The sequence below is a fragment of the Streptomyces sp. CNT372 genome (assembly GCF_000377145.1).
Map to the genome: position 1 here is coordinate 58462 of NZ_KB897784.1, position 19184 is coordinate 77645.

The following is a 19184-nucleotide window of genomic DNA, read 5'->3' on the forward strand; positions in this document are numbered from 1 at the left end:
GCGAGGCACTGGCGGGGACCCTCAGAAGGCGCACATTCGACACATACAACGAGCACCGGGCGTCGTGATCGCCTCGGTCGCAGGGGTGCGGCTGCTCGTCGTGGTCATGGCTGCAAGTAAAGCAGACGGTCGGACGAGCACATCACGGGTGTCCGCATTCCGGACGAGAATGTCGCGCCATGTGGACGCGAGGCGGTCCGGCGGGGCCGGGCGCACCGCCTGCCACCTGCGCGGATGCCGTGGAGACGGGCGGAACCGGTGGGTCCGGGTCCATGGGCGCGGCCGGTGGGCTGTGGTCAAGACCACCGGCCGTCGGGCCCGGCGGATCCGGCCCCGGCGCCGGGTCCGGGCCCGGCGGAGGGACCGGGCGGAGGCCGCGTGGAGCCGGGGGGCGGGGTGGGGCCGGGGGTGGGGCCGGGCGGGGGGCGGAGGCCGGGTGGGGGCCGGGCCGTAATACGCTCGATGCCATGCTCGACGCCCTGACGATCGCGGTGGCCGTGACCGCGCTCGCCCTCGCCGCGTGGTGCGGCCACGCCGCGTATCGCGATCAGCCCACCAAGGACTGGCACTTCATCGGCATCGCCGTGGTGTCCTTCCTCGCCCTCGTCCAGTTGGCCGTCGGGATCGTGCAGCTCGCACGGGGCATGGAGGCCGACGAGGGCACGGCGATCTTCCTCGCGTACCTCATCGGCTCGGCCCTCGCGGTGCCCGCGGCCGGCTTCCTGTCGCTCGGCGAACGCACCCGCTGGGGTTCGGCGACCGTGGCCGCGGGAGCGGTGGTCCTGGCCGTGCTGGAAGTGCGGCTCCACGACATCTGGGGAGGCTGACCATGGCCGAGCGCACCACGGAGAGCACGGAGAGCCCCGAGAGCACGGGCAGCCCGGAGAACACGGGGAGCCCGGAGAACACGGAGACCACCGGCACGGCCGGCACCACGGACGCCGGCGGTTCCGGTTCCGCGCCCGGGCGCACCCGGCTGGTCGGCGGCCCGGGGCTGTTGCTGGTCTGGCTGTACGGCGTGATGTCGGTCGGCGCGGTGAGCCGGTCCGTCTACCAGATCCTCACCGACTTCGGCAGCGCTCCCCTGGCGCACGTCCTCTCCGCGGTCGCGGCCGTGGTGTACGCGTTCATCACCTACACCCTGGTGCGCGGCGGTGAGACGGCCCGCCGGGCGGCGCTGGTGTGCTGCGCCGCCGAGCTGGCGGGCGTGCTGATCGTGGGGACCTGGACGGTGGTGGACCCCTCGGCCTTCCCGGACTCGACCGTGTGGTCGGAGTACGGCATGGGCTATCTGTTCATCCCGGTGCTGCTGCCGGTCACCGGGATGCTCTGGCTGCGCCGGGCGCGCAAGGCCGCGCCGGCCGCCTGAGAGCAGGCGGCCGGGCGCCGACCGGTCAGGCTCCGGCGACGACGGCGGCCGGGGCCTCCTTCTCCAGGGTGACCAGGGTCAGCCGGGGGCCCCGCTGTTCGGTCGCGACGGGTGCGTAGCCCCGGCTGCGGTAGAGGCGGAGGTTGCTCTCGCTGCGGTGGCCGGTGAAGAGGCGGTAGCGCTCGGCGCGCTCCTCGGCCGCGAACCGCGCCTCGATCGCGTCCAGCAGGCGGCCGCCGAGACCGTGGCGCCGCATCCGGGGATGGACGATCAGCTTGGCGATCCGGGCGGTGCCGTCCTCGTCGACCCGGCCGCGCACGGAGGCCACCACCTCGTCGCCCAGCCGGGCCACCAGGGCGTGGCCGTCGGTGAGTTCGGCGCGCAGGTCGGCGAGGCTCTGGGTGAGGGGTTCGATGCGGTAGTCGCCGTAGAGCTCGGCCTCGCTCTGGTAACACAGGTACTGGAGCTTGAGGATGTGCTCCGCGTCGTGCTCGGTCGCCGCTGAGATGGTCACGCTCATGCCCATGTGCGCATGCCTCCCGCTCACCTGATCCGCCGGTTGTCTACCGCTCCCTTCCCCGATGCCCGGGAGCCGCAACCTCTGCCGCGAGCATTCTGCGCAGACATCCCAGGCAACGGGAACGCATCGGCCCCAGACTCCCCTGTGAGATACCCAACGTCCCTGCGATTTCCCGGTAGGTGAGGTCGTCGGGCGCCAGCATCGCCATCAGCAGCCGGGGGCAGCGCCCGGGGGTGCGGGCGACGGCGGCGCGCAGGGAGCGGCGGCGCTCGGAGTGGAGCGCGGCGCGTTCCGGCGGGGCGAAGTGCTCGACGGCGGGGTCGCCGGACGGCTCATGACGGTAGGGCAGTTCACGGGCGGCGGTGCGGCGGGCGCGGCGGGCCTCCGCGCGCACCGCTGAGCGCACCCAGCGGGCGGCGTCGGCGGGCGGACCGGCGTTGCCGTCGAGCCGTTCCAGCAGGCGCAGCCAGACGGCCTGTTCGAGGTCGCGCGCCTCGACGGCGGTGCCGGGGGCCTCCGCGATGGCCTCGGCCGCGACGAGGGGGCCGAGGGCGCCGACGACTGCGCCCGTGCCGCCCGGGGCGGCGGATTCCTGTACGACGGTCATGCCCCGCCTGACGTGCGGCGACCGTGCGGTGGTTTCCACCGGGCCGGGCTCTCACCCGTACGGGTGCGGGGCCGGGCCGGGGGCCCTGCGGCGCCCGGCCGGGGGCGTCAACCGCGTGACACGCACGTAATTGACGCCTCCGGCCGGGCGGAACGGGTGCGGTGGCCACGGAGCCCGGGCCGGTGATCCCGTCCCGGTCCGGCCCCGGGCGGCCGCTGGGACGGGAGCACCGGACCGGGACCGGGACCTCAGACCTCGTCCGCCGCCAGCAGTCCCGTGTCCGGCATGTCGGTGAAGATGCCGTCGATCCCGGTGGCGAAGTACGTCCGGTACGCGCCGAACACGTCCCCGTACGCGTTCGGGTCGGTACCGCGCCGGAAGTCGGCGGGCAGGAAGGAGTTCTCGTTCCGGAGGGTGTAGGGGTGCAGGACCAGGCCGCGGGCGTGCGCGTCGCGCACCAGGGTGGTCGGCTTCGTCAGCCGCCCGGCCGCGTCCTTGGGGATGACCAGGTCCAGGGTGGGGCCGACGCCCTGGGCGAACGAGGCGATCCAGTCCAGCCCTTCGGGCTTCACCAGGTCGGCGACCGTGCGGGGGTCGCCGGCCCGGACGAAGTCCCAGGGCCGGGTGTGCGCCGCGCCCAGCAGCACGACCCGCGGGGAGGACACCAGCCGCGCCATCCGCCGCATACTGCTCGGCTCGAAGGACTGGAGGAAGACGGGCGAGTCACGCTTGTCCCGCCCGTAGCGCCGCAGCAGCTTCGCGAGGGGCTCCTCCAGGCCGAGGCCGAGACCGCGGAAGTAGGTGGGGTGCTTGGTCTCGACATGCAGCCACACTGGGCGGCCCCGGCGGCGGCCCTCCTTCTCCGCCCAGCGCAGCACCTCCTCGAAGGAGGGCACGCTCCAGCGGCCGTCGTAGAGGGTGTTGCGCTGCCGGACGGCGGGGATCCGCTCCTTGGCGCGCAGGGTCTTCAGCTCGGCGAGGGTGAAGTCCTCGGTGAACCAGCCGGTGTAGGAGGTCCCGTCGACCGACTTGGTGGTCCGGCGGCCCGCGAACTCCGGGCGGTCGGCGACGTCCGTGGTGCCGGTGATGTCGTTCTCGTGACGGCATACGAGGTGGCCGTCCTTCGTCGGCACCAGGTCCTGCTCGATCACATGCGCGCCCATGTCCAGGGCGAGCTGGTACGAGCCGAGGGTGTGCTCGGGCCGGTAGCCGCTGGCGCCGCGGTGCGCGATCACCGTGGGCACGGGCAGGTGCCGGTACCCGCCGCGGCCGTGACGGCCCCGGTCGGCGGACGGGCGTTCACCCGTCCCACCCGTCTCACCCGCCTGCGCGACGCCCGCACCCGCGCCGACCGCTCCCGCCGCCGTACCGAGAACGGCTGCTCCGAGCAGCGCACGGCGTGCCGGACCGCTGTTCGCGCCCTGTGTCATGAAACGTTCCTCCCTGTGATCTCCCGCACCCTGTCAGCGAGGCCCGATGGTAGGCGCGCCCGCCCTCCGCGCGGCAGACCCACGACGAACAGCACAGAAACACACGTCAACACTGCGTATCGGGTCCGTGAACCCGATGTGCGCTCTGCCGTGACCCGCGAGTATCGTCCTCACCTGCACGGACTTCTGCCGGCCCGCACCGGCGCCCCGCATCCGGCCCGTCCCACGACACGGAGGACCCGTTGTCCCGCTTGACGCTCATCAAGGCAGTGCTCGGGCCGATCCTGCGCCTGATGTTCCGGCCCCGGGTGGAGGGCGCGGAGAACATCCCGGGAACCGGGCCGGTGATCCTCGCGGGCAACCACCTCACCTTCATCGACTCGATGGTGCTGCCGCTGGTGACCGACCGGCCGGTGTACTTCATCGGCAAGGACGAGTACGTCACCGGAAAGGGCCTCAAGGGCCGTGCCATGGCGTGGTTCTTCACCGGCGTCGGCATGATCCCCGTCGACCGCGACGGCGCCAACGGCGGGGTCGCGGCCCTGATGACCGGCCGCCGGGTGCTGGAGGAGGGCCGGGTCTTCGGCATCTACCCGGAGGGCACCCGCTCCCCCGACGGCCGGCTGTACCGGGGGCGTACCGGGATCGCCCGGCTGACGCTGATGACGGGGGCGCCGGTGGTCCCGTTCGCGATGATCGGCACCGACAAGCTCCAGCCCGGCGGCGCGGGTCTGCCCCGGCCGGGCCGGGTGACGGTCCGCTTCGGCGAGCCGATGGAGTTCTCCCGCTACGAGGGCATGGACCGCGACCGCTACGTCCTGCGGGCGGTGACCGACTCGGTGATGGCGGAGGTCATGCGGCTGTCGGGCCAGGAGTACGTGGACATGTACGCCACCAAGGCGAAGGCCGCGTAGCGGACGACGCGAACGGCGACGGGTGCGGCCCCTTCCGGGCGCGGCACCCGCCGCCGTGTCGTCAGGGGCCCCGCGTCCCCGGGCGTCAGTGCTCCACGTTCTCGGCGAGCTTCTGCCCCTTCAGCAGGAACCAGGCCGCCACGGCCGTCGCCAGCAGGACCGCCGCACCGACGCCCGCGGCTATCCGCAGCCCGTCGGTGAACGCCTCCTGGGCCGCCCCGACCAGGGCCTGCGCCTGCCCGGCGGGCAGCGAGCCGGCGGCCTCCACGGCGCCGCCGAGCGACTCGTGGGCCGCCTCCCCGACCCCCGCGGGCACCCCCTCGGGCACCGGGAAGCCCCGGTAGACGCCGGTCACCACCGAGCCGAGCAGCGCGATGCCGAGCGCGGCGCCGAGTTCGTACGCGGTCTCCGAGACCGCCGAGGCCGAACCCGCCTGCTCCTTGGGGACGCTGGAGAGGATCACGTCGGCGGTGACGGTGAACGAGAAGCCCGCGCCGGCGCCGACCACCAGCAGTGCCGCGCCGAGCAGCGGATAGCCGGTCGACTGGCCGATGACGGTGAGCACGGCGAGAGCGAGGCCGACCGCCGCGAGGCCTCCCGCCACCACGGACCGCACCGAGAAGCGCCGGGCGACGAAGCCCGCGACCAGACCGGTGGCCACCGCGCCGACCGCCGCCGGGAGTTCGGCGAGGCCCGCCTCGAACGGCTCCCGGCCCTGCACCAGTTGCAGGAACTGGGAGAGGAAGAACACCAGCCCGGAGAGTCCGAAGATGGTCAGCAGGTCGGCCAGGACGGCGCCGGAGAAGCCCCGGTGCCGGAACAGCCGCATATCGAGCAGGGGCGCCGGCAGCACGAGCTGGCGGCGGACGAATCCGTACAGCGCGAGGAGGCCGATCAGCGCGGCGGCGCCGGGGACGAGGCCGATGCCGTGACTCGCCGCCTCCTTGATCGCGTACACCACGCCGAACATGCCGACCAGGGAGAGGGCGACGCTGGGCACGTCCCAGGGGCCGGGCGCCGGGTTCCTGGACTCCGGGAGGAGCTTGGCGCCGACGACCACCAGGACCGCCATCACGGGCAGGTTGATCAGGAAGACCGACCCCCACCAGAAGTGTTCCAGCAGGAAGCCGCCGACCACCGGGCCGACCGCCGCGCCGGCGGAGGCCATGGCGCCCCAGATGCCGATGGCGATGCTGCGCTCGCGCGGGTCGTGGAAGATGTTCCGGATCAGCGCCAGGGTGGAGGGCATCAGCGTCGCACCGGCGACACCGAGCAGGGCCCGGGCCACGATCATCATCTCGGGCGTGGTGGCGTACGCGTTGAGCACGGAGACCGCGCCGAACGCGACCGCGCCGGTCAGCAGGAGCTTTTTGCGTCCGATGCGGTCGCCGAGGCTGCCCATGGAGACCAGGAGTCCGGCGATGACGAAGGAGTAGACGTCGCCGATCCACAGCAGCTGGTTGCCGGTGGGCGCCAGGTCCTCGCTGAGGAAGGGGGTGGCGAGGCCCAGGACGGTCGCGTCGACCGCCACCAGGAGGACCGCCAGGACCAGGACCGACAGCGCCAGCCAGCGGCCGGGGCGGTACAGGGTCTCCGCCTCGGGGCCGGGCCTGAGGGTGCTGCTCATGTCTCCACGCTCCGTCGTGCTCCGCCGAGGATCAGCTCGGCGACCATGTAGGGAAAGTCGTTCTTGGCCACCCGGCCGTCCATCACGGCCCAGGCGCCCGCGCCCACCAGCCCGTAGAGCGCCTCCGTGAGCCAGGCGGGGCTGAGGTCGATACGGAACTCGCCCCGCTCCTGTCCGGCGCGGAAGAAGTCCGCCACCCGGGCGTCGAGGCGCGCCCAGCCCTCGTTCATCCTGTCGCCCTCGAAGAGCTGGTTCTCGGTGTAGAGGAAGGCGAGCAGGTCGGCGGCGGGCTGGGCCTCCGCGATCAGTCTGCGCAGCGCCTCGGTGGCGCTGCCCTCGTCGAGGCGGGCGCGTTCGAGGGCGGCCTCGAACTCCTGGATGCCCAGCGCTTCGAGGGCGCGGACCAGGGCGTCCCGCCCGGCGAAGTGGCGGTGCAGGGTGGCGCGTCCGATGCCCGCGGCCCGGGCGACCTCGTCCATGGTGGCGGTCGCTTTCCGGGACAGCAGGGCGGCGGCGGCGCGCAGCACCTGTTCACGATCCATAGCCATGGGACAACACTAACCCATGTGAGACATTGATGTCTCATTCCGCAGGTGGGCGTCCCCGCCCGGAAACCCGGTGCGGTGCGCCCGGGCGTCATGCAGAATGGGCCCGGCTCCCTCGCCCGCGTGCGCGTGCACGCCGTCGCGATCTCTGCGCCGCGCCGTGCCGATCGCACCCTCCGCGCCGCGCCGGTCCCGCCCTCGCACTCTCCGTGCCGCGCCGATCGCGCCCTCACACTCTCCGTGCCGCGCCGATCGCGCCCGCCCGCCGCCGCCCCGTACCCGCCCGGCGGGCCCGTGAGCGCAACCTGCCGCCCGCCGGGCGGACCCGGGAGCCTCCACCACCACCGAAGTCCCAGGGGGACCACTGTGAAACCACTGCTGCTGATCGACATCGACGGCCCGCTCAACCCGTACGCGGCGAAGCAGGAGCGCCGCCCGGAGGGGTACGGCACGCACCGGATGCGGCCCGCCGGGTGGTCGGACGGCAGGCCCCTGCGCGTCTGGCTCAATCCCGCGCACGGCAAGGAGCTCCTGGAACTCGCCGCGGACTACGAGCTGGTGTGGGCGACGACGTGGAAGGGGGAGGCGAACACCTGGGTCGGGCCGGTGCTCGGCCTGCCGGAACTGCCCTTCGTGGACTGGCCGCAGATGCACGGGCGCGCCCCGGCCGGGACCTGCTGGAAGACGCAGTACATCCTTCAGTACGCGGCGAGGCGCCCGTTCGCGTGGTTCGACGACGACATCACCCGCGACGACCACGAGTACGTGGAGCGGCACCACCTGGCGCCCGCGCTGCTGATGACGATCGACCCCCGGGTCGGTCTGCTCCGGCCGGACTTCGACCGGCTGGCCGACTGGGCGGCACAGCAGCGCTGACGCGGCCGGGCGGCGGAGCACCGCTGCCACCTTCCGGGCGGTGGAGCAGGGCTGACGCGCCCCGGGCCGCCGGGCCCCGCACGGCGGCACGGCGACGGCGCGGCGGCGGACCACCGGGGTCCGCCGCCGCGCCGTCGCCCGCGGGCGGTTGTCCGGTCAGCCCTTGGCGCCGGCCCACGCGTGCTGTATCACCAGATCCGCCTTGACCTCGCGGAGCTGCGCGGCGACCGCCGAGGGGGCCGTGCCGCCCCGGCCGTCGCGGGAGGCGAGGGCGCCGGGGACGTCGAGGACCGTGCGGACGTCCGGGGTCAGGTGGGGGGAGATCTTGGCGAACTGCTCGTCGGTGAGCTGGTCCAGCTCGATCCCCCGCGCCTCGCACTCCTGGACGCACTCGCCCGCGACCTCGTGGGCGACGCGGAACGGCACGCCCTGCTTGACGAGCCACTCGGCGATGTCGGTGGCCAGGGAGAAGCCGGCGGGGGCCAGTTCCTCCATCCGCTCCCGGTGGACGGTGAGGGTGGCCAGCATGCCGGTGAAGGCGGGGAGCAGGACCTCCAGCGTGTCGCAGGAGTCGAAGACGGGCTCCTTGTCCTCCTGGAGGTCGCGGTTGTAGGCGAGCGGCAGCGCCTTCAGCGTGGCGAGCAGCCCGGTGAGGTTGCCGATCAGGCGGCCGGACTTGCCGCGCGCCAGCTCCGCGATGTCCGGGTTCTTCTTCTGGGGCATGATCGACGACCCGGTGGAGAAGGCGTCGTGCAGGGTGACGAAGGAGAACTCCTTCGTGTTCCAGATGATGACCTCCTCCGCGATCCGGGAGAGGTTGACGCCGATCATCGCGGTGACGAAGGCGAACTCGGCGACGAAGTCCCGGGAGGCCGTGCCGTCGATCGAGTTGCCCGCCGAGCCGCGCTCGAAGCCGAGGTCCTTGGCGACGGCCTCCGGGTCCAGCCCGAGGGAGGAGCCGGCGAGGGCGCCGGAGCCGTACGGGGAGACGGCGGTCCGGGTGTCCCACTGCCGCAGTCGCTCGGCGTCCCGGGACAGGGCCTGGACATGGGCGAGGACATGGTGGGCGAAGAGCACCGGCTGGGCGTGCTGGAGGTGGGTGCGGCCCGGCATGGCCGTGTCGGGGTGCGCCTCGGCCAGGCCCACCAGCGCGTCCTGGAGGTCGGCGATCAGACCGCCGATGATCCGGGCGTGGTCGCGCAGGTACATCCGGAAGAGCGTGGCGACCTGGTCGTTCCGGGACCGGCCGGCGCGCAGCTTGCCGCCGAGGTCGGGGCCGAGCCGCTCCAGCAGGCCGCGTTCCAGGGCGGTGTGCACGTCCTCGTCGGCGATGGTGCCGGTGAACGAGCCGTCGGCGACGTCCGCCTCCAGCCGGTCGAGCCCGTCGAGCATGCGGGTCAGCTCGTCCTCGGTGAGCAGTCCCGCCCCGGCGAGGACGCGGGCGTGGGCGCGGGAGCCGGCGATGTCGTACGGCGCGAGCCGCCAGTCGAAGTGGACCGACGCGGACAGCTTCGCCAGCGCCTCGGCGGGGCCGTCGGCGAAGCGGCCGCCCCAGAGCCGGACGTCACCGTTGTTGCTGCTCACAGCTCTTGCTCCTTGGAACGCTCGGGGGGTGGAACGGTTCGGGTGTGCGACCGCCTCCCCGCGCGGTGCCGGTGGTGCGGGGAGGCGGTCGGTGGGTACAACGCCGTGACGGCGGGGTGGGGTTACGCGGGCGGTGCCGCCGCTACGCGAGGTCCCGCTTGGCGGCGATCTTCTGGGAGAGGCCGAAGATCTCGATGAAGCCCTGGGCCTTGGACTGGTCGAAGGTGTCGCCCGAGTCGTAGGTGGCCAGGTTGAAGTCGTACAGCGACTCCTCGGAGCGCCGGCCGGTGACGACGGCCCTGCCGCCGTGCAGGGTCATCCGGATGTCGCCGGAGACGTGCTCGCTGGCCTCGTCGATGAAGCCGTCCAGCGCCCGCTTGAGGGGGGAGAACCACAGGCCGTCGTAGACCAGCTCGCCCCAGCGCTGCTCGACCTGCCGCTTGTACCGGGCGAGCTCCCGCTCGACGGTGACGTTCTCCAGCTCCTGGTGGGCGGTGATCAGCGCGATGGCGCCGGGGGCCTCGTAGACCTCACGGGACTTGATGCCCACGAGCCGGTCCTCGACCATGTCGATCCGGCCGACGCCCTGGGCGCCGGCGCGCTCGTTGAGCTGCTGGATGGCCTGCAGGACGGTGACGGGCTTGCCGTCGATCGCGACCGGGACGCCGGCCTTGAAGGTGATGACGACCTCGTCGGCCTCCCGCTGCTCGGCCGGGTTCGAGGTGTACTCGTAGATGTCCTCGATCGGGCCGTTCCAGATGTCCTCCAGGAAGCCGGTCTCGACGGCCCGCCCGAAGACGTTCTGGTCGATCGAGTACGGGGACTTCTTGGTGGTGGCGATGGGGAGCTGCTTGGCCTCGCAGAAGGCGATGGCCTTGTCCCGGGTCATCGCGTAGTCCCGGACGGGGGCGATGCAGGTGAGCTCGGGCGCGAGCGCGACGATGCCGGCCTCGAAGCGGACCTGGTCGTTGCCCTTGCCGGTGCAGCCGTGGGCGACCGTGGTGGCGCCGTGCTTCTTGGCGGCGGCCACCAGGTGCTTGACGATCGCCGGCCGGGAGAGGGCGGAGACCAGCGGGTAGCGGTCCATGTAGAGGGCGTTGGCCTTGATCGCGGGGAGGCAGTACTCCTCGGCGAACTCGTCCCTGGCGTCGGCGACCTCGGCCTCCACGGCACCGCAGGCGAGCGCGCGCTTGCGGATGACGTCCAGGTCCTCGCCGCCCTGGCCGACGTCCACGGCAACGGCGATGACCTCGGCGCCCGTCTCCTCGGCGATCCAGCCGATGGCGACGGAGGTGTCCAGGCCGCCCGAGTAGGCGAGTACGACGCGCTCGGTCACGGGGTTTCTCCTTACGGTGCAAACGCTGATGGGTATAACTATGCGCTGGACCGTATGTTTTGTCAATCGCCGGGGAAACTCGCTGGTCAGCGTGGCACGGCGGGGCGTAACGTCCCTCGGACGCCGACCAGGAGCGGAGGGGGAAGCCCGTGGGACACAGGCACGCCGGGCGGGTGGCACGGACGACGGGAACAAGGCCGGGAGCGATACCGGTGCCGGGGCCGGTGCGGTGGGACGCGGCAGCGGGCGACGCCGCGCTTGAGCGGCTTCTCGCGGGTGAACCGGCACAGGCGGTGCTCGACCCCGCGGCGCCGGACTGCTGGACCGCCTTCGACGCAGGGGTCCGGGCGTACGGCAGGCACACGTACGGCGCCACCGCCGTGGAGGCGCGGGCGCGGCTGCGCGCCGCGCCCGAGACGGCGCTGTGCCATCCGGACGGGCGGGTGCGGGAGGCGGCGCTGGCGGACGGGCCGCGCACGGCGGCCTTCTGGCCGCTCGCGGTCGTCCGCTGCACGGACTGGGCGGAGCCCGTCCGCGCCCGGGCCCGGGCGCTGGTCGCGGAGCTGCTGCGCACCGAGCCGGGGCGCGCCCTGCGTCTGCTGACCCCGCTGGTCCTGCGGCTGGCGCGGCGGCGGGAGGGCGCCTGGGCGCGCGATCTGGTCGTCTCGGCGCTCACCGCGTCGCCGGCCGCCGCGTACCGGCTGCTGGGCCCGGAACGCTACGCCGCGACCCGCCGCCTGGCGGCCCGCGTCCTCACCGCCTCCGGCCTGCCCACGCCCCTCGAACTGGCCCGCCTCGCCTCGACGGAACCCGACCCGACGACAGCCGGCCTCTTCGCGGACGGGGCACTGGCGGGGCTGGCGAAGGCGGACGGGCCGGGCGGGGCGGCCCCGGATGCGGTGCACGCCGGAGCCGTGGATCTGATGCTCGGTGGGCGGGTGCCCGCCGTGCGGTCCGCGGGAGTGACGGCCCTGCGCCGGGCGGGGCGGGCCGGGGAGGCCGGGGGGTACCTCGCGGACCGGTCGGGGCTGGTGCGGGCCTGCGCCCGCTGGGTGGTCGCGCAGGGCGGCGGGGACGCCCGCGCCCGCACCCTCGCGCTCTGCGCGGACCCCGCAGCCCACCCGTGGGCGCTGGTCGGTCTCGCCGAGTGCGGGCGGCGCGAGGACGCCCCGCTGCTGCGGGCACTGCTCGCCCACCCGGACGCGGCGGTCCGCGCCCGGGCCGTCGCGGGGCTGCGGCTGCTGGAGTCCGTGCGGGTGGCGGACGTCCTGCCGCTGCTGGACGACACCGGGCCGGGCGTCGCGCGGGAGGCGGTCCGCGCCCTGCTGCCGTACGCGGGCGTGCTGCCCGGGGAGCACCTGCTGGGCCGGCTCGCCCCGGACCGGCCCGCGCCCCTGCGCCGCGCCGCCTTCCGGTTGCTGCGGGCGCACGGCGGGCTCTGCGAGCTGCGGGCGGCCGTGGCCGTGCTCGACGACCCGGACACGCGGCTGCGCCGCTGCGGCGAGGCCGCCGTGCAGGGGCGGCGCTGGCTGGACGTGGTGCCGCGCCGGTCACCCGAGGTGGACGCGCTGGTGCGCCGTACCACCCATCTGTTCAGCGACTACGTCATGTCCCTGATGCGCGACCGCATGGGGCTGCCCCGGACCAGCGCCCACCCGGCGGCCGGATAATCCGAGCATGGGGAAAACGTACGAACGTATCGAGGGCCGGATCCGTGACTTCATCGAGGAGCAGCCGGTGTTCTTCACCGGCACCGCGCCGCTGACCGGTGACGGGCATGTCAACGTCTCGCCGAAGGGGCGGGCCGGGACGCTGGTGGTCGTGGACGAGGCGACCCTGGCCTACCTGGACTTCGGCGGCAGCAGTGCCGAGACCGTCGCCCATCTGCGCGAGCCCGGCAATGGCCGGATCACGCTGATGTGGTGTGCCTTCTCCGGGCCGCCGAAGATCCTCCGGGTGCACGGCCGCGGGGAGGCGATCTTCCGGGACGACCCGCGCTGGTCCGAGTGGATCGCCCGGTTCACCGGCGTCGACGGCCCGTCGGCGCGCGCGATCGTCGTGGTGCGCGCGGTCCGGGTCAGCGACTCGTGCGGCTTCGCGGTCCCGTTCCTGGACTACCGGGAGGAACGCACCCAGCACGCCGAGCACTTCGCGCGGAAGTCGGACGAGGAGTTCGCCGCGTACTGCGAGAAGAAGGAGCACGTCGGGGTGAGCCTGGACGGCCTTCCGGCGCTCCCCCTGCCCCTGCCGCCCCGCACGGCCTGAGACGGCCCGGTGGCGCGGGAACGTCACGGAGCGGGCCCGGGACGCCGCAGTCGGCGTCCCGGGCCCGCTCCGTGACAGCGGCTCAGGGGCGGTTCAGCGGTCGTTCTGGGCCAGCCGCAGCATGTGGTCCGCGAGGGCCTGCCCGCCCGCCGGGTCGCGGCTGATCAGCATCAGGGTGTCGTCCCCCGCGATCGTGCCCAGCACGTCGTGAAGTTCGGCCTGGTCGATGGCCGAGGCCAGGAACTGGGCCGCGCCCGGCGGGGTCCGCAGCACCACCAGGTTCGCCGACGCCTCCGCGGAGATGAGGAGTTCGCCGGAGAGCCTGCGCATCCGCTCCTCCTTGGCGGACTCCCCCAGCGGGGCCTGCGGGGTGCGGAAGCCGCCCTCGCTGGGCACCGCGTAGATCAGCTCGCCGCCGGTGTTGCGGATCTTCACCGCGCCCAGCTCGTCAAGGTCGCGGGAGAGCGTCGCCTGCGTGACGCTCAGCCCGTTGTCCGCGAGGAGCTTCGCCAACTGGCTCTGGGAGCGCACCGGCTGCCGGTTGAGGATGTCCACGATCCGGCGGTGGCGGGCCGTACGGGTCTGCGGGACGGCGGGCCCGGCGTGCTCGGTTTCCTGGCCCTCGGTCATCGTCGTCTCACTCTTCGGCTCGTCCTTCACCGTCGCTGGCGTCGAGGATGCCGGGCAGCGCCCCGAGGAACGCGTCCGCCTCCGCGTCACCGATGATCAGCGGCGGCATCAGCCGCACGACCTCGGGGGCGGGGGCGTTCACCAGGAAACCGGCCTCCCGGGCCGCCTGCTGCACCCGTGGTGCGTGCGGCCCGGTGAGCACGATACCCAGCAGCAGGCCGCTGCCACGGACATGGGAGACCAGCGGGTGCCCGAGTGCCTCGATCCCGTCGCGCAGCTTCTCGCCGAGGCGCTTGACCTGGTCCAGCAGCCCGTCGGCGGCGAGGGTGTCGAGGACCGCGAGGCCGGCCGCGCAGGAGACCGGGTTCCCGCCGAAGGTGGAGCCGTGGTGGCCGGGCCGCAGCAGGTCCGCCGCCGGGCCGAAGACGACGGTCGCGCCGATGGGAAGCCCGCCGCCGAGGCCCTTGGCCAGGGTCACCACGTCCGGCTCCACGCCCTGGTGGGCCTGGTACTCGAACCAGTGGCCGGTCCGGCCGATGCCGGTCTGCACCTCGTCCAGCACCAGCAGGGTGCCGGTGGCCCGGGTGATCTCCCGGGCGGCCTCCAGATAGCCCCGGGGCGGCACGACGACGCCGTTCTCCCCCTGGATCGGCTCGATCACCACGAGGGCGGTCTCCTCGGTGACCGCGGCGCGCAGCGCCTCCGCGTCCCCGTACGGGACGTGCGTGACGTCCCCGGGCAGCGGCAGGAAGGGCTCCCGCTTCCCCGGCTGGCCGGTCAGCGCGAGGGCGCCCATGGTCCGGCCGTGGAAGCCGCCGGTGGTGGCGACCATGTGCGGGCGGCCGGTCAGCCGGCCGAGCTTGAACGCGGCCTCGTTGGCCTCCGCGCCCGAGTTGGAGAAGTAGACGCGCCCGGGGCGGCCGAAGAGCTGGATCAGACGCTCGGCGAGGGCGACCGGCGGCTCGGCGGCGTAGAGGTTGGAGACGTGCCCGAGGGAGGAGATCTGCCGGGACACGGCCTCGACCACCGCCGGGTGGGCGTGGCCGAGGGCGTTGACGGCGATCCCGCCGACGAAGTCGGTGTAGCGGGTGCCGTCCTCGTCCCAGACGTGGGCGCCCTCGCCGCGCACCAGGGCGAGGCCGGGGGTGCCGTAGTTGTCGGCCATCACGCCCTGCCACCGCCCGGTCAGCGACACCGCGGCCGACGCCGTGGGCGCGGGCTGCGGGGCGGGCTGCTGCGGATTCGGGTGCGGGTGCGGATTCGGGTCCTGGCTCACGGTTCCCCCTGTCCGTCGGGCACGACCATCGTGCCGATGCCCTCGTCGGTGAAGATCTCCAGCAGGATGGAGTGCTGGACCCGCCCGTCGATGACGCGGGCGGTGGTGACGCCGTTGCGGACGGCGTGCAGGCAGCCCTCCATCTTGGGGACCATGCCGCTGGACAGCTCGGGCAGCAGCTTCTCCAGCTCGGTGGCGGTGAGACGGCTGATGACCTCGTCGCTGTTCGGCCAGTCCTCGTAGAGGCCCTCGACGTCGGTGAGGACCATCAGCGTTTCGGCGCCCAGCGCAGCAGCGAGTGCCGCGGCCGCCGTATCGGCATTGACGTTGTAGACATGTCCGTCGTCCTGGGAGCGTGCGATCGAGGAGACGACCGGGATGCGGCCGTCGGCGAGCAGCGCCTCCACGGCGCCGGTGTCGATCGCGGTGATCTCGCCGACCCGGCCGATGTCGACCAGTTCGCCGTCGATGCGCGGCTGGTGGCGGGTGGCGGTGATGGTGCGGGCGTCCTCGCCGGTGAGGCCGACGGCGAGCGGGCCGTGCTGGTTGAGCAGCCCGACGAGTTCGCGCTGGACCTGCCCGGCGAGGACCATCCGGACCACGTCCATGGCCTCGGGGGTGGTGACCCGCAGCCCGGCCCGGAACTCGCTGACCAGGCCGTGCCGGTCGAGGGCGGCGGAGATCTGCGGCCCGCCGCCGTGCACCACGACGGGCTTGAGGCCGGCGTGGCGCAGGAAGACGACGTCCTGGGCGAAGGCCGCCTTCAGCTCCTCGTCGACCATGGCGTTGCCGCCGAACTTGATGACGACGGTCTTGCCGTGGTGGCGGGTCAGCCAGGGCAGCGCCTCGATGAGGATCTGCGCCTTCGGGAGGGCGGTGTGCTTCCGCGTGGCGCCGGTCATGAGCTGTACGCGCTGTTCTCGTGGACGTAGTCGGCGGTGAGGTCGTTGGCCCAGATGACGGCGGACTCCTCGCCCGCGGCCAGGTCGGCGGTGACGGTGACCTCCCGGTAGCGCATGTCGACCAGGTCCCGGTCCTCGCCGACCGAGCCGTTGCGGCACACCCACACGCCGTTGATGGCGACGTTCAGCCGGTCGGGCTCGAAGGCGGCGGAGGTGGTGCCGATCGCGGAGAGGACCCGGCCCCAGTTGGGGTCCTCGCCGTGGATGGCGCACTTGAGGAGGTTGTTCCGGGCGATGGAGCGGCCGACCTCGACCGCGTCCTCCTCGGTGGCCGCATTGACGACCTCGATCCGGATGTCCTTGGAGGCGCCCTCGGCGTCACCGATGAGCTGGCGGGCGAGGTCCTCGCAGACCGCGCGCACGGCGTCGGCGAACTCCGCGTAACCCGGGGCCTTTCCGCTGGCGCCGGAGGCGAGGAGCAGCACGGTGTCGTTCGTGGACATGCAGCCGTCCGAGTCGACCCGGTCGAAGGTGAGCCGGGTGGCGTCCCGCAGGGCCTTGTCGAGGGTGGCCGCGTCGGCGTCGGCGTCGGTGGTGAGGACGACGAGCATGGTGGCGAGGCCGGGGGCGAGCATGCCCGCGCCCTTGGCCATGCCGCCGACGCACCAGCCGTCGCCCCGCGCCACGGCGGTCTTGTGCACGGTGTCGGTGGTCTTGATGGCGATGGCGGCCTTCTCGCCGCCGTGCTCGGAGAGCTGCGCCGCGGCCTGCTCGACGCCGGACAGGAGCTTGTCCATGGGGAGCATGACGCCGATCAGCCCGGTGGAGGCGACGGCGATCTCGCCCGCGCCGGTGCCCAGCACCTCGGCCGCCTTCTCGGCGGTGGCGTGGGTGTCCTGGAAGCCCTTCGGCCCGGTACAGGCGTTGGCGCCACCGGAGTTGAGGACGACGGCGGTCAGCTCGCCGTCCGCCAGGACCTGCTGGGACCACAGGACGGGGGCGGCCTTGACGCGGTTGGAGGTGAAGACGCCCGCGGCCGCGCGGCGGGGACCGTTGTTGACCACGAGGGCCAGGTCCGGGTTGCCGTTCGCCTTGATTCCCGCGGCGATGCCCGCCGCCGTGAATCCCTGTGCCGCTGTCACGCTCACGGGGCCACTCCCATCGTGGAAAGTCCGGTGCTCTCGGGAAGTCCGAGGGCGATGTTCATGCTCTGCACCGCGCCGCCGGCGGTGCCCTTGGTGAGGTTGTCGATCGCGCTGATCGCGATGAGGCGGCCCGCGGCCGGGTCCAGGGCGACCTGGACCTGCGCGGCGTTCGACCCGTACACGGAGGCGGTCGCGGGCCACTGCCCCACGGGCAGAAGCCGGACGAACTCCTCGTCCGCGTACGCCTTCTCGTAGGCCGCGCGCACCTCCTCTGCGCCGACGCCCGGCTTCGCCTTCGCGGAGCAGGTGGCGAGGATGCCACGGGGCATGGGCGCGAGGGTCGGGGTGAAGGAGACGGTGACCCGCTCCCCCGCGACCGCGCTCAGGTTCTGGATCATCTCGGGGGTGTGCCGGTGCCCGCCGCCGACGCCGTAGGGGGTCATGGAGCCCATGACCTCGGAGCCGAGCAGGTGCGCCTTGGGCGCCTTGCCGGCCCCGGAGGTGCCGGAGGCCGCGGTGATCACGGCCTCCGGCTCGACCAGGCCCGCCGCGTACGCGGGGAACAGGGCGAGCGAGACGGCGGTGGGGTAGCAGCCGGGCACCGCGATACGCCTGGACCCCTCCAGCTCGGCGCGGGCGCCCGGCAGTTCGGGGAGGCCGTAGGGCCAGGTCCCGGCGTGCGGGGAGCCGTAGAACGCCTCCCAGTCGGCGGCGTCCCTCAGCCGGAAGTCGGCGCCCATGTCGATCACGAGCACCTTCTCGCCGAGCTGCTCGGCGACGGCGGCGGACCGGCCGTGCGGCAGCGCCAGGAAGACCACGTCGTGCCCCGCCAGCGCCTCGGTCGTGGTCTCCTCCAGCACCCGCCCGGCCAGCGCCGGCAGCTGCGGCTGGAGCGCCCCGAGCGCCTGGCCGGCGTTGCTGTTGCCGGTGAGGGCGCCGATCTCCACGCCGGGGTGGGCGAGGAGCAGACGGAGCACTTCCCCGCCCGCGTATCCGCTCGCTCCGGCGACTGCCGCTCGTACTGCCATCGGACCCTCCTCGTCGATGGCATGACTATACGCATCAACGCAGTTTTATGCAATAAGTTCCAGGGGCGGAAGCGGGGGACTGTGGCTGAGCGCTTCAGTTGGCGAGTGGGCGTGTGAGTTGGCGGATCTGTGCGTTGTCGTTGGCGGGCTGACTGGCAGGACGCTGACGGTCGGTCGGCCTGAACCGCGGCGGTTGCCGGGACTCGGCAACATGGGGCCTGGGTGCTCTGCCCGCTGTCCGCGTTACCTGCCCGCTTCTCCTGGTGGACACTGTGCTCCTCTCGGAGCCGAGGGTGAAAGGCGCAGGTCATGGGGGCTGCGCGACAGATCTAGGTGAAACGCGGGGAAGACGGATGGCTGAGGCGGCGTGGAAGCCGGGACTGCGGGCGGTGGTCTGGATGCTGGCCGCCCTGCTGGCGGCCGGTCTCGGGATGGCGATGGCCGGCGAGGTTCGCGGGGCGCTGGAGCGGGAGCGGGAGTTCCGGGCTGCGCCGGACTGCGCTTCCGCGCCGGTCGAAGTGTCGGCCTGCCTGTGGGAGCAGGACTTCACCGTCCGCAAGGCCGCACTGAACCGCGGCAAGAAGGGCGAGTCGCCGGAGGCGGAGCTGGTGTTGCCCAGCGGCAGGCTGTGGCACGTGACGTTCCGCAACGCCGATCCGGCCGTGTCGGAGATGGAGCCGGACGACAAGGTCGTCGGCCTGATCTGGTACGGGGATGTTGTCGAGGTCCGGGACGCCGCCGGGCGGCGGCAGCAGACGTCCGACGGGCCAGTGGGATGGCCGGAGGACCGGCTCGGCGGGGCGATCGGCTGCATATCGTTCGGGGCGGTGGCCTTCATCGGCGGCCTGTGGGGGCTGCTCGGCCGCCGCAGCCGGCGGCAGGTGGTGGCCGCAGCCGCCGTGCGGTGGCACGGCCTCGGGACAGGCGCCGCAGCCATCGTGGCCCTGTGGGTGCAGGCGGCCGCCGGCTGGCCGATGTGGTCGATTCCCGTGGGCTGGGGCGTGCTGACACTGCTCCTGCTGGGCTCCGCAGTGGGCTTTGTCGCCGCCGCACTCCGCGGCGCCATCAAATGACCGAAGGGTTGGCGCCCGGCGTTCCGGCCGCCGGGCGCTCACCTCCCCCTGTGGGCC

Annotated in this window: 19 protein-coding genes; 7 read left to right on the forward strand and 12 right to left on the reverse strand. The window is 73.4% G+C overall.

The genetic code is table 11. The annotated features are described in order from the left end of the window. Positions 1-467 precede the first annotated feature (467 nt). Entirely contained in the window at positions 468-827 is a 360-nt protein-coding gene (locus C593_RS0119170; protein ID WP_018848923.1) for a hypothetical protein, read from the forward strand. Positions 828-1021: 194 nt separating this feature from the next. Beyond that, positions 1022-1369 carry a hypothetical protein gene (locus tag C593_RS29995; RefSeq protein ID WP_486591159.1) on the forward strand — a complete coding sequence of 116 codons (348 nt, stop codon included), beginning with the start codon at positions 1022-1024 and terminating at the stop codon, positions 1367-1369. A 25-nt stretch (positions 1370-1394) separates the two neighbouring features. Here the strand turns inward: C593_RS29995 and C593_RS0119180 are convergent, their stop codons facing one another. The 3 genes from C593_RS0119180 to C593_RS0119190 all read right to left on the reverse strand — a co-directional run bounded on the left by C593_RS0119180 (position 1395) and on the right by C593_RS0119190 (position 3926). Beyond that, a complete protein-coding gene (locus C593_RS0119180) occupies positions 1395-1895 on the reverse strand; it encodes a GNAT family N-acetyltransferase (protein ID WP_018848925.1) in 501 nt (166 codons plus the stop codon). 37 nt (positions 1896-1932) lie between these two features. Further along, positions 1933-2496 carry a sigma-70 family RNA polymerase sigma factor gene (locus C593_RS0119185; RefSeq protein ID WP_018848926.1) on the reverse strand — a complete coding sequence of 188 codons (564 nt, stop codon included), beginning with the start codon at positions 2494-2496 and terminating at the stop codon, positions 1933-1935. 248 nt (positions 2497-2744) lie between these two features. Then, complete coding sequence (locus C593_RS0119190; RefSeq protein ID WP_018848927.1) at positions 2745-3926, reverse strand: glycerophosphodiester phosphodiesterase; 1182 nt, start codon at positions 3924-3926, stop codon at positions 2745-2747. A gap of 242 nt (positions 3927-4168) precedes the next feature. Here C593_RS0119190 and C593_RS0119195 point away from each other — a divergent pair, with 242 nt between their 5' ends. Next, complete coding sequence (locus C593_RS0119195; RefSeq protein ID WP_026277841.1) at positions 4169-4840, forward strand: lysophospholipid acyltransferase family protein; 672 nt, start codon at positions 4169-4171, stop codon at positions 4838-4840. A gap of 85 nt (positions 4841-4925) precedes the next feature. Here the strand turns inward: C593_RS0119195 and C593_RS0119200 are convergent, their stop codons facing one another. Continuing rightward, a complete protein-coding gene (locus tag C593_RS0119200) occupies positions 4926-6467 on the reverse strand; it encodes an MFS transporter (protein WP_018848929.1) in 1542 nt (513 codons plus the stop codon). Further along, on the reverse strand, positions 6464-7015 hold the full coding sequence (locus C593_RS0119205; protein WP_026277842.1) for a TetR/AcrR family transcriptional regulator: 552 nt from the start codon (positions 7013-7015) through the stop codon (positions 6464-6466). The genes C593_RS0119200 and C593_RS0119205 overlap by 4 nt, the downstream gene beginning before the upstream one ends. Before the next feature lie 363 nt (positions 7016-7378). Here C593_RS0119205 and C593_RS0119210 point away from each other — a divergent pair, with 363 nt between their 5' ends. Continuing rightward, a complete protein-coding gene (locus C593_RS0119210; RefSeq protein ID WP_018848931.1) occupies positions 7379-7888 on the forward strand; it encodes an HAD domain-containing protein in 510 nt (169 codons plus the stop codon). Positions 7889-8044: 156 nt separating this feature from the next. Here C593_RS0119210 and argH read toward each other — a convergent pair whose 3' ends face one another. Together argH and C593_RS0119220 are read right to left on the reverse strand one after the other, a co-directional pair. Further along, positions 8045-9472, reverse strand: coding sequence for an argininosuccinate lyase (gene argH, locus C593_RS0119215; RefSeq protein ID WP_018848932.1), 1428 nt, complete (start codon positions 9470-9472; stop codon positions 8045-8047). A gap of 142 nt (positions 9473-9614) precedes the next feature. Next, on the reverse strand, positions 9615-10808 hold the full coding sequence (locus tag C593_RS0119220; RefSeq protein WP_018848933.1) for an argininosuccinate synthase: 1194 nt from the start codon (positions 10806-10808) through the stop codon (positions 9615-9617). Between the two features lie 212 nt (positions 10809-11020). On the opposite strand from C593_RS0119220, the gene C593_RS30000 reads away from it, so the two are divergent. Both C593_RS30000 and C593_RS0119230 read left to right on the forward strand, forming a co-directional pair. Continuing rightward, positions 11021-12478: a hypothetical protein gene (locus C593_RS30000; RefSeq protein ID WP_018848934.1), complete on the forward strand. Its 1458-nt coding sequence runs from the start codon at positions 11021-11023 to the stop codon at positions 12476-12478. Positions 12479-12485: 7 nt separating this feature from the next. After that, positions 12486-13073 (forward strand): pyridoxamine 5'-phosphate oxidase family protein, encoded by a 588-nt coding sequence (locus C593_RS0119230; protein ID WP_018848935.1) that lies wholly within the window; start codon positions 12486-12488, stop codon positions 13071-13073. 93 nt (positions 13074-13166) lie between these two features. Here the strand turns inward: C593_RS0119230 and C593_RS0119235 are convergent, their stop codons facing one another. The 5 genes from C593_RS0119235 to argC form a co-directional block, all read right to left on the reverse strand. After that, positions 13167-13703 (reverse strand): arginine repressor, encoded by a 537-nt coding sequence (locus C593_RS0119235; RefSeq protein WP_018848936.1) that lies wholly within the window; start codon positions 13701-13703, stop codon positions 13167-13169. Positions 13704-13710: 7 nt separating this feature from the next. Further along, positions 13711-14898, reverse strand: a complete 1188-nt coding sequence (locus tag C593_RS0119240; protein WP_026277843.1) for an acetylornithine transaminase — start codon at positions 14896-14898, stop codon at positions 13711-13713. Between the two features lie 77 nt (positions 14899-14975). Beyond that, complete coding sequence (gene argB, locus C593_RS0119245) at positions 14976-15881, reverse strand: acetylglutamate kinase (protein WP_018848938.1); 906 nt, start codon at positions 15879-15881, stop codon at positions 14976-14978. Then, positions 15878-17029, reverse strand: coding sequence for a bifunctional glutamate N-acetyltransferase/amino-acid acetyltransferase ArgJ (gene argJ, locus C593_RS0119250; RefSeq protein ID WP_018848939.1), 1152 nt, complete (start codon positions 17027-17029; stop codon positions 15878-15880). Before argJ ends, argB begins: the two co-directional genes overlap by 4 nt. After that, positions 17026-18054, reverse strand: coding sequence for an N-acetyl-gamma-glutamyl-phosphate reductase (argC, locus tag C593_RS0119255; RefSeq protein ID WP_026277844.1), 1029 nt, complete (start codon positions 18052-18054; stop codon positions 17026-17028). Before argC ends, argJ begins: the two co-directional genes overlap by 4 nt. Before the next feature lie 353 nt (positions 18055-18407). Here argC and C593_RS0119260 point away from each other — a divergent pair, with 353 nt between their 5' ends. Then, entirely contained in the window at positions 18408-19127 is a 720-nt protein-coding gene (locus C593_RS0119260; RefSeq protein ID WP_018848941.1) for a hypothetical protein, read from the forward strand. The last annotated feature ends 57 nt before the right edge of the window (positions 19128-19184 follow it).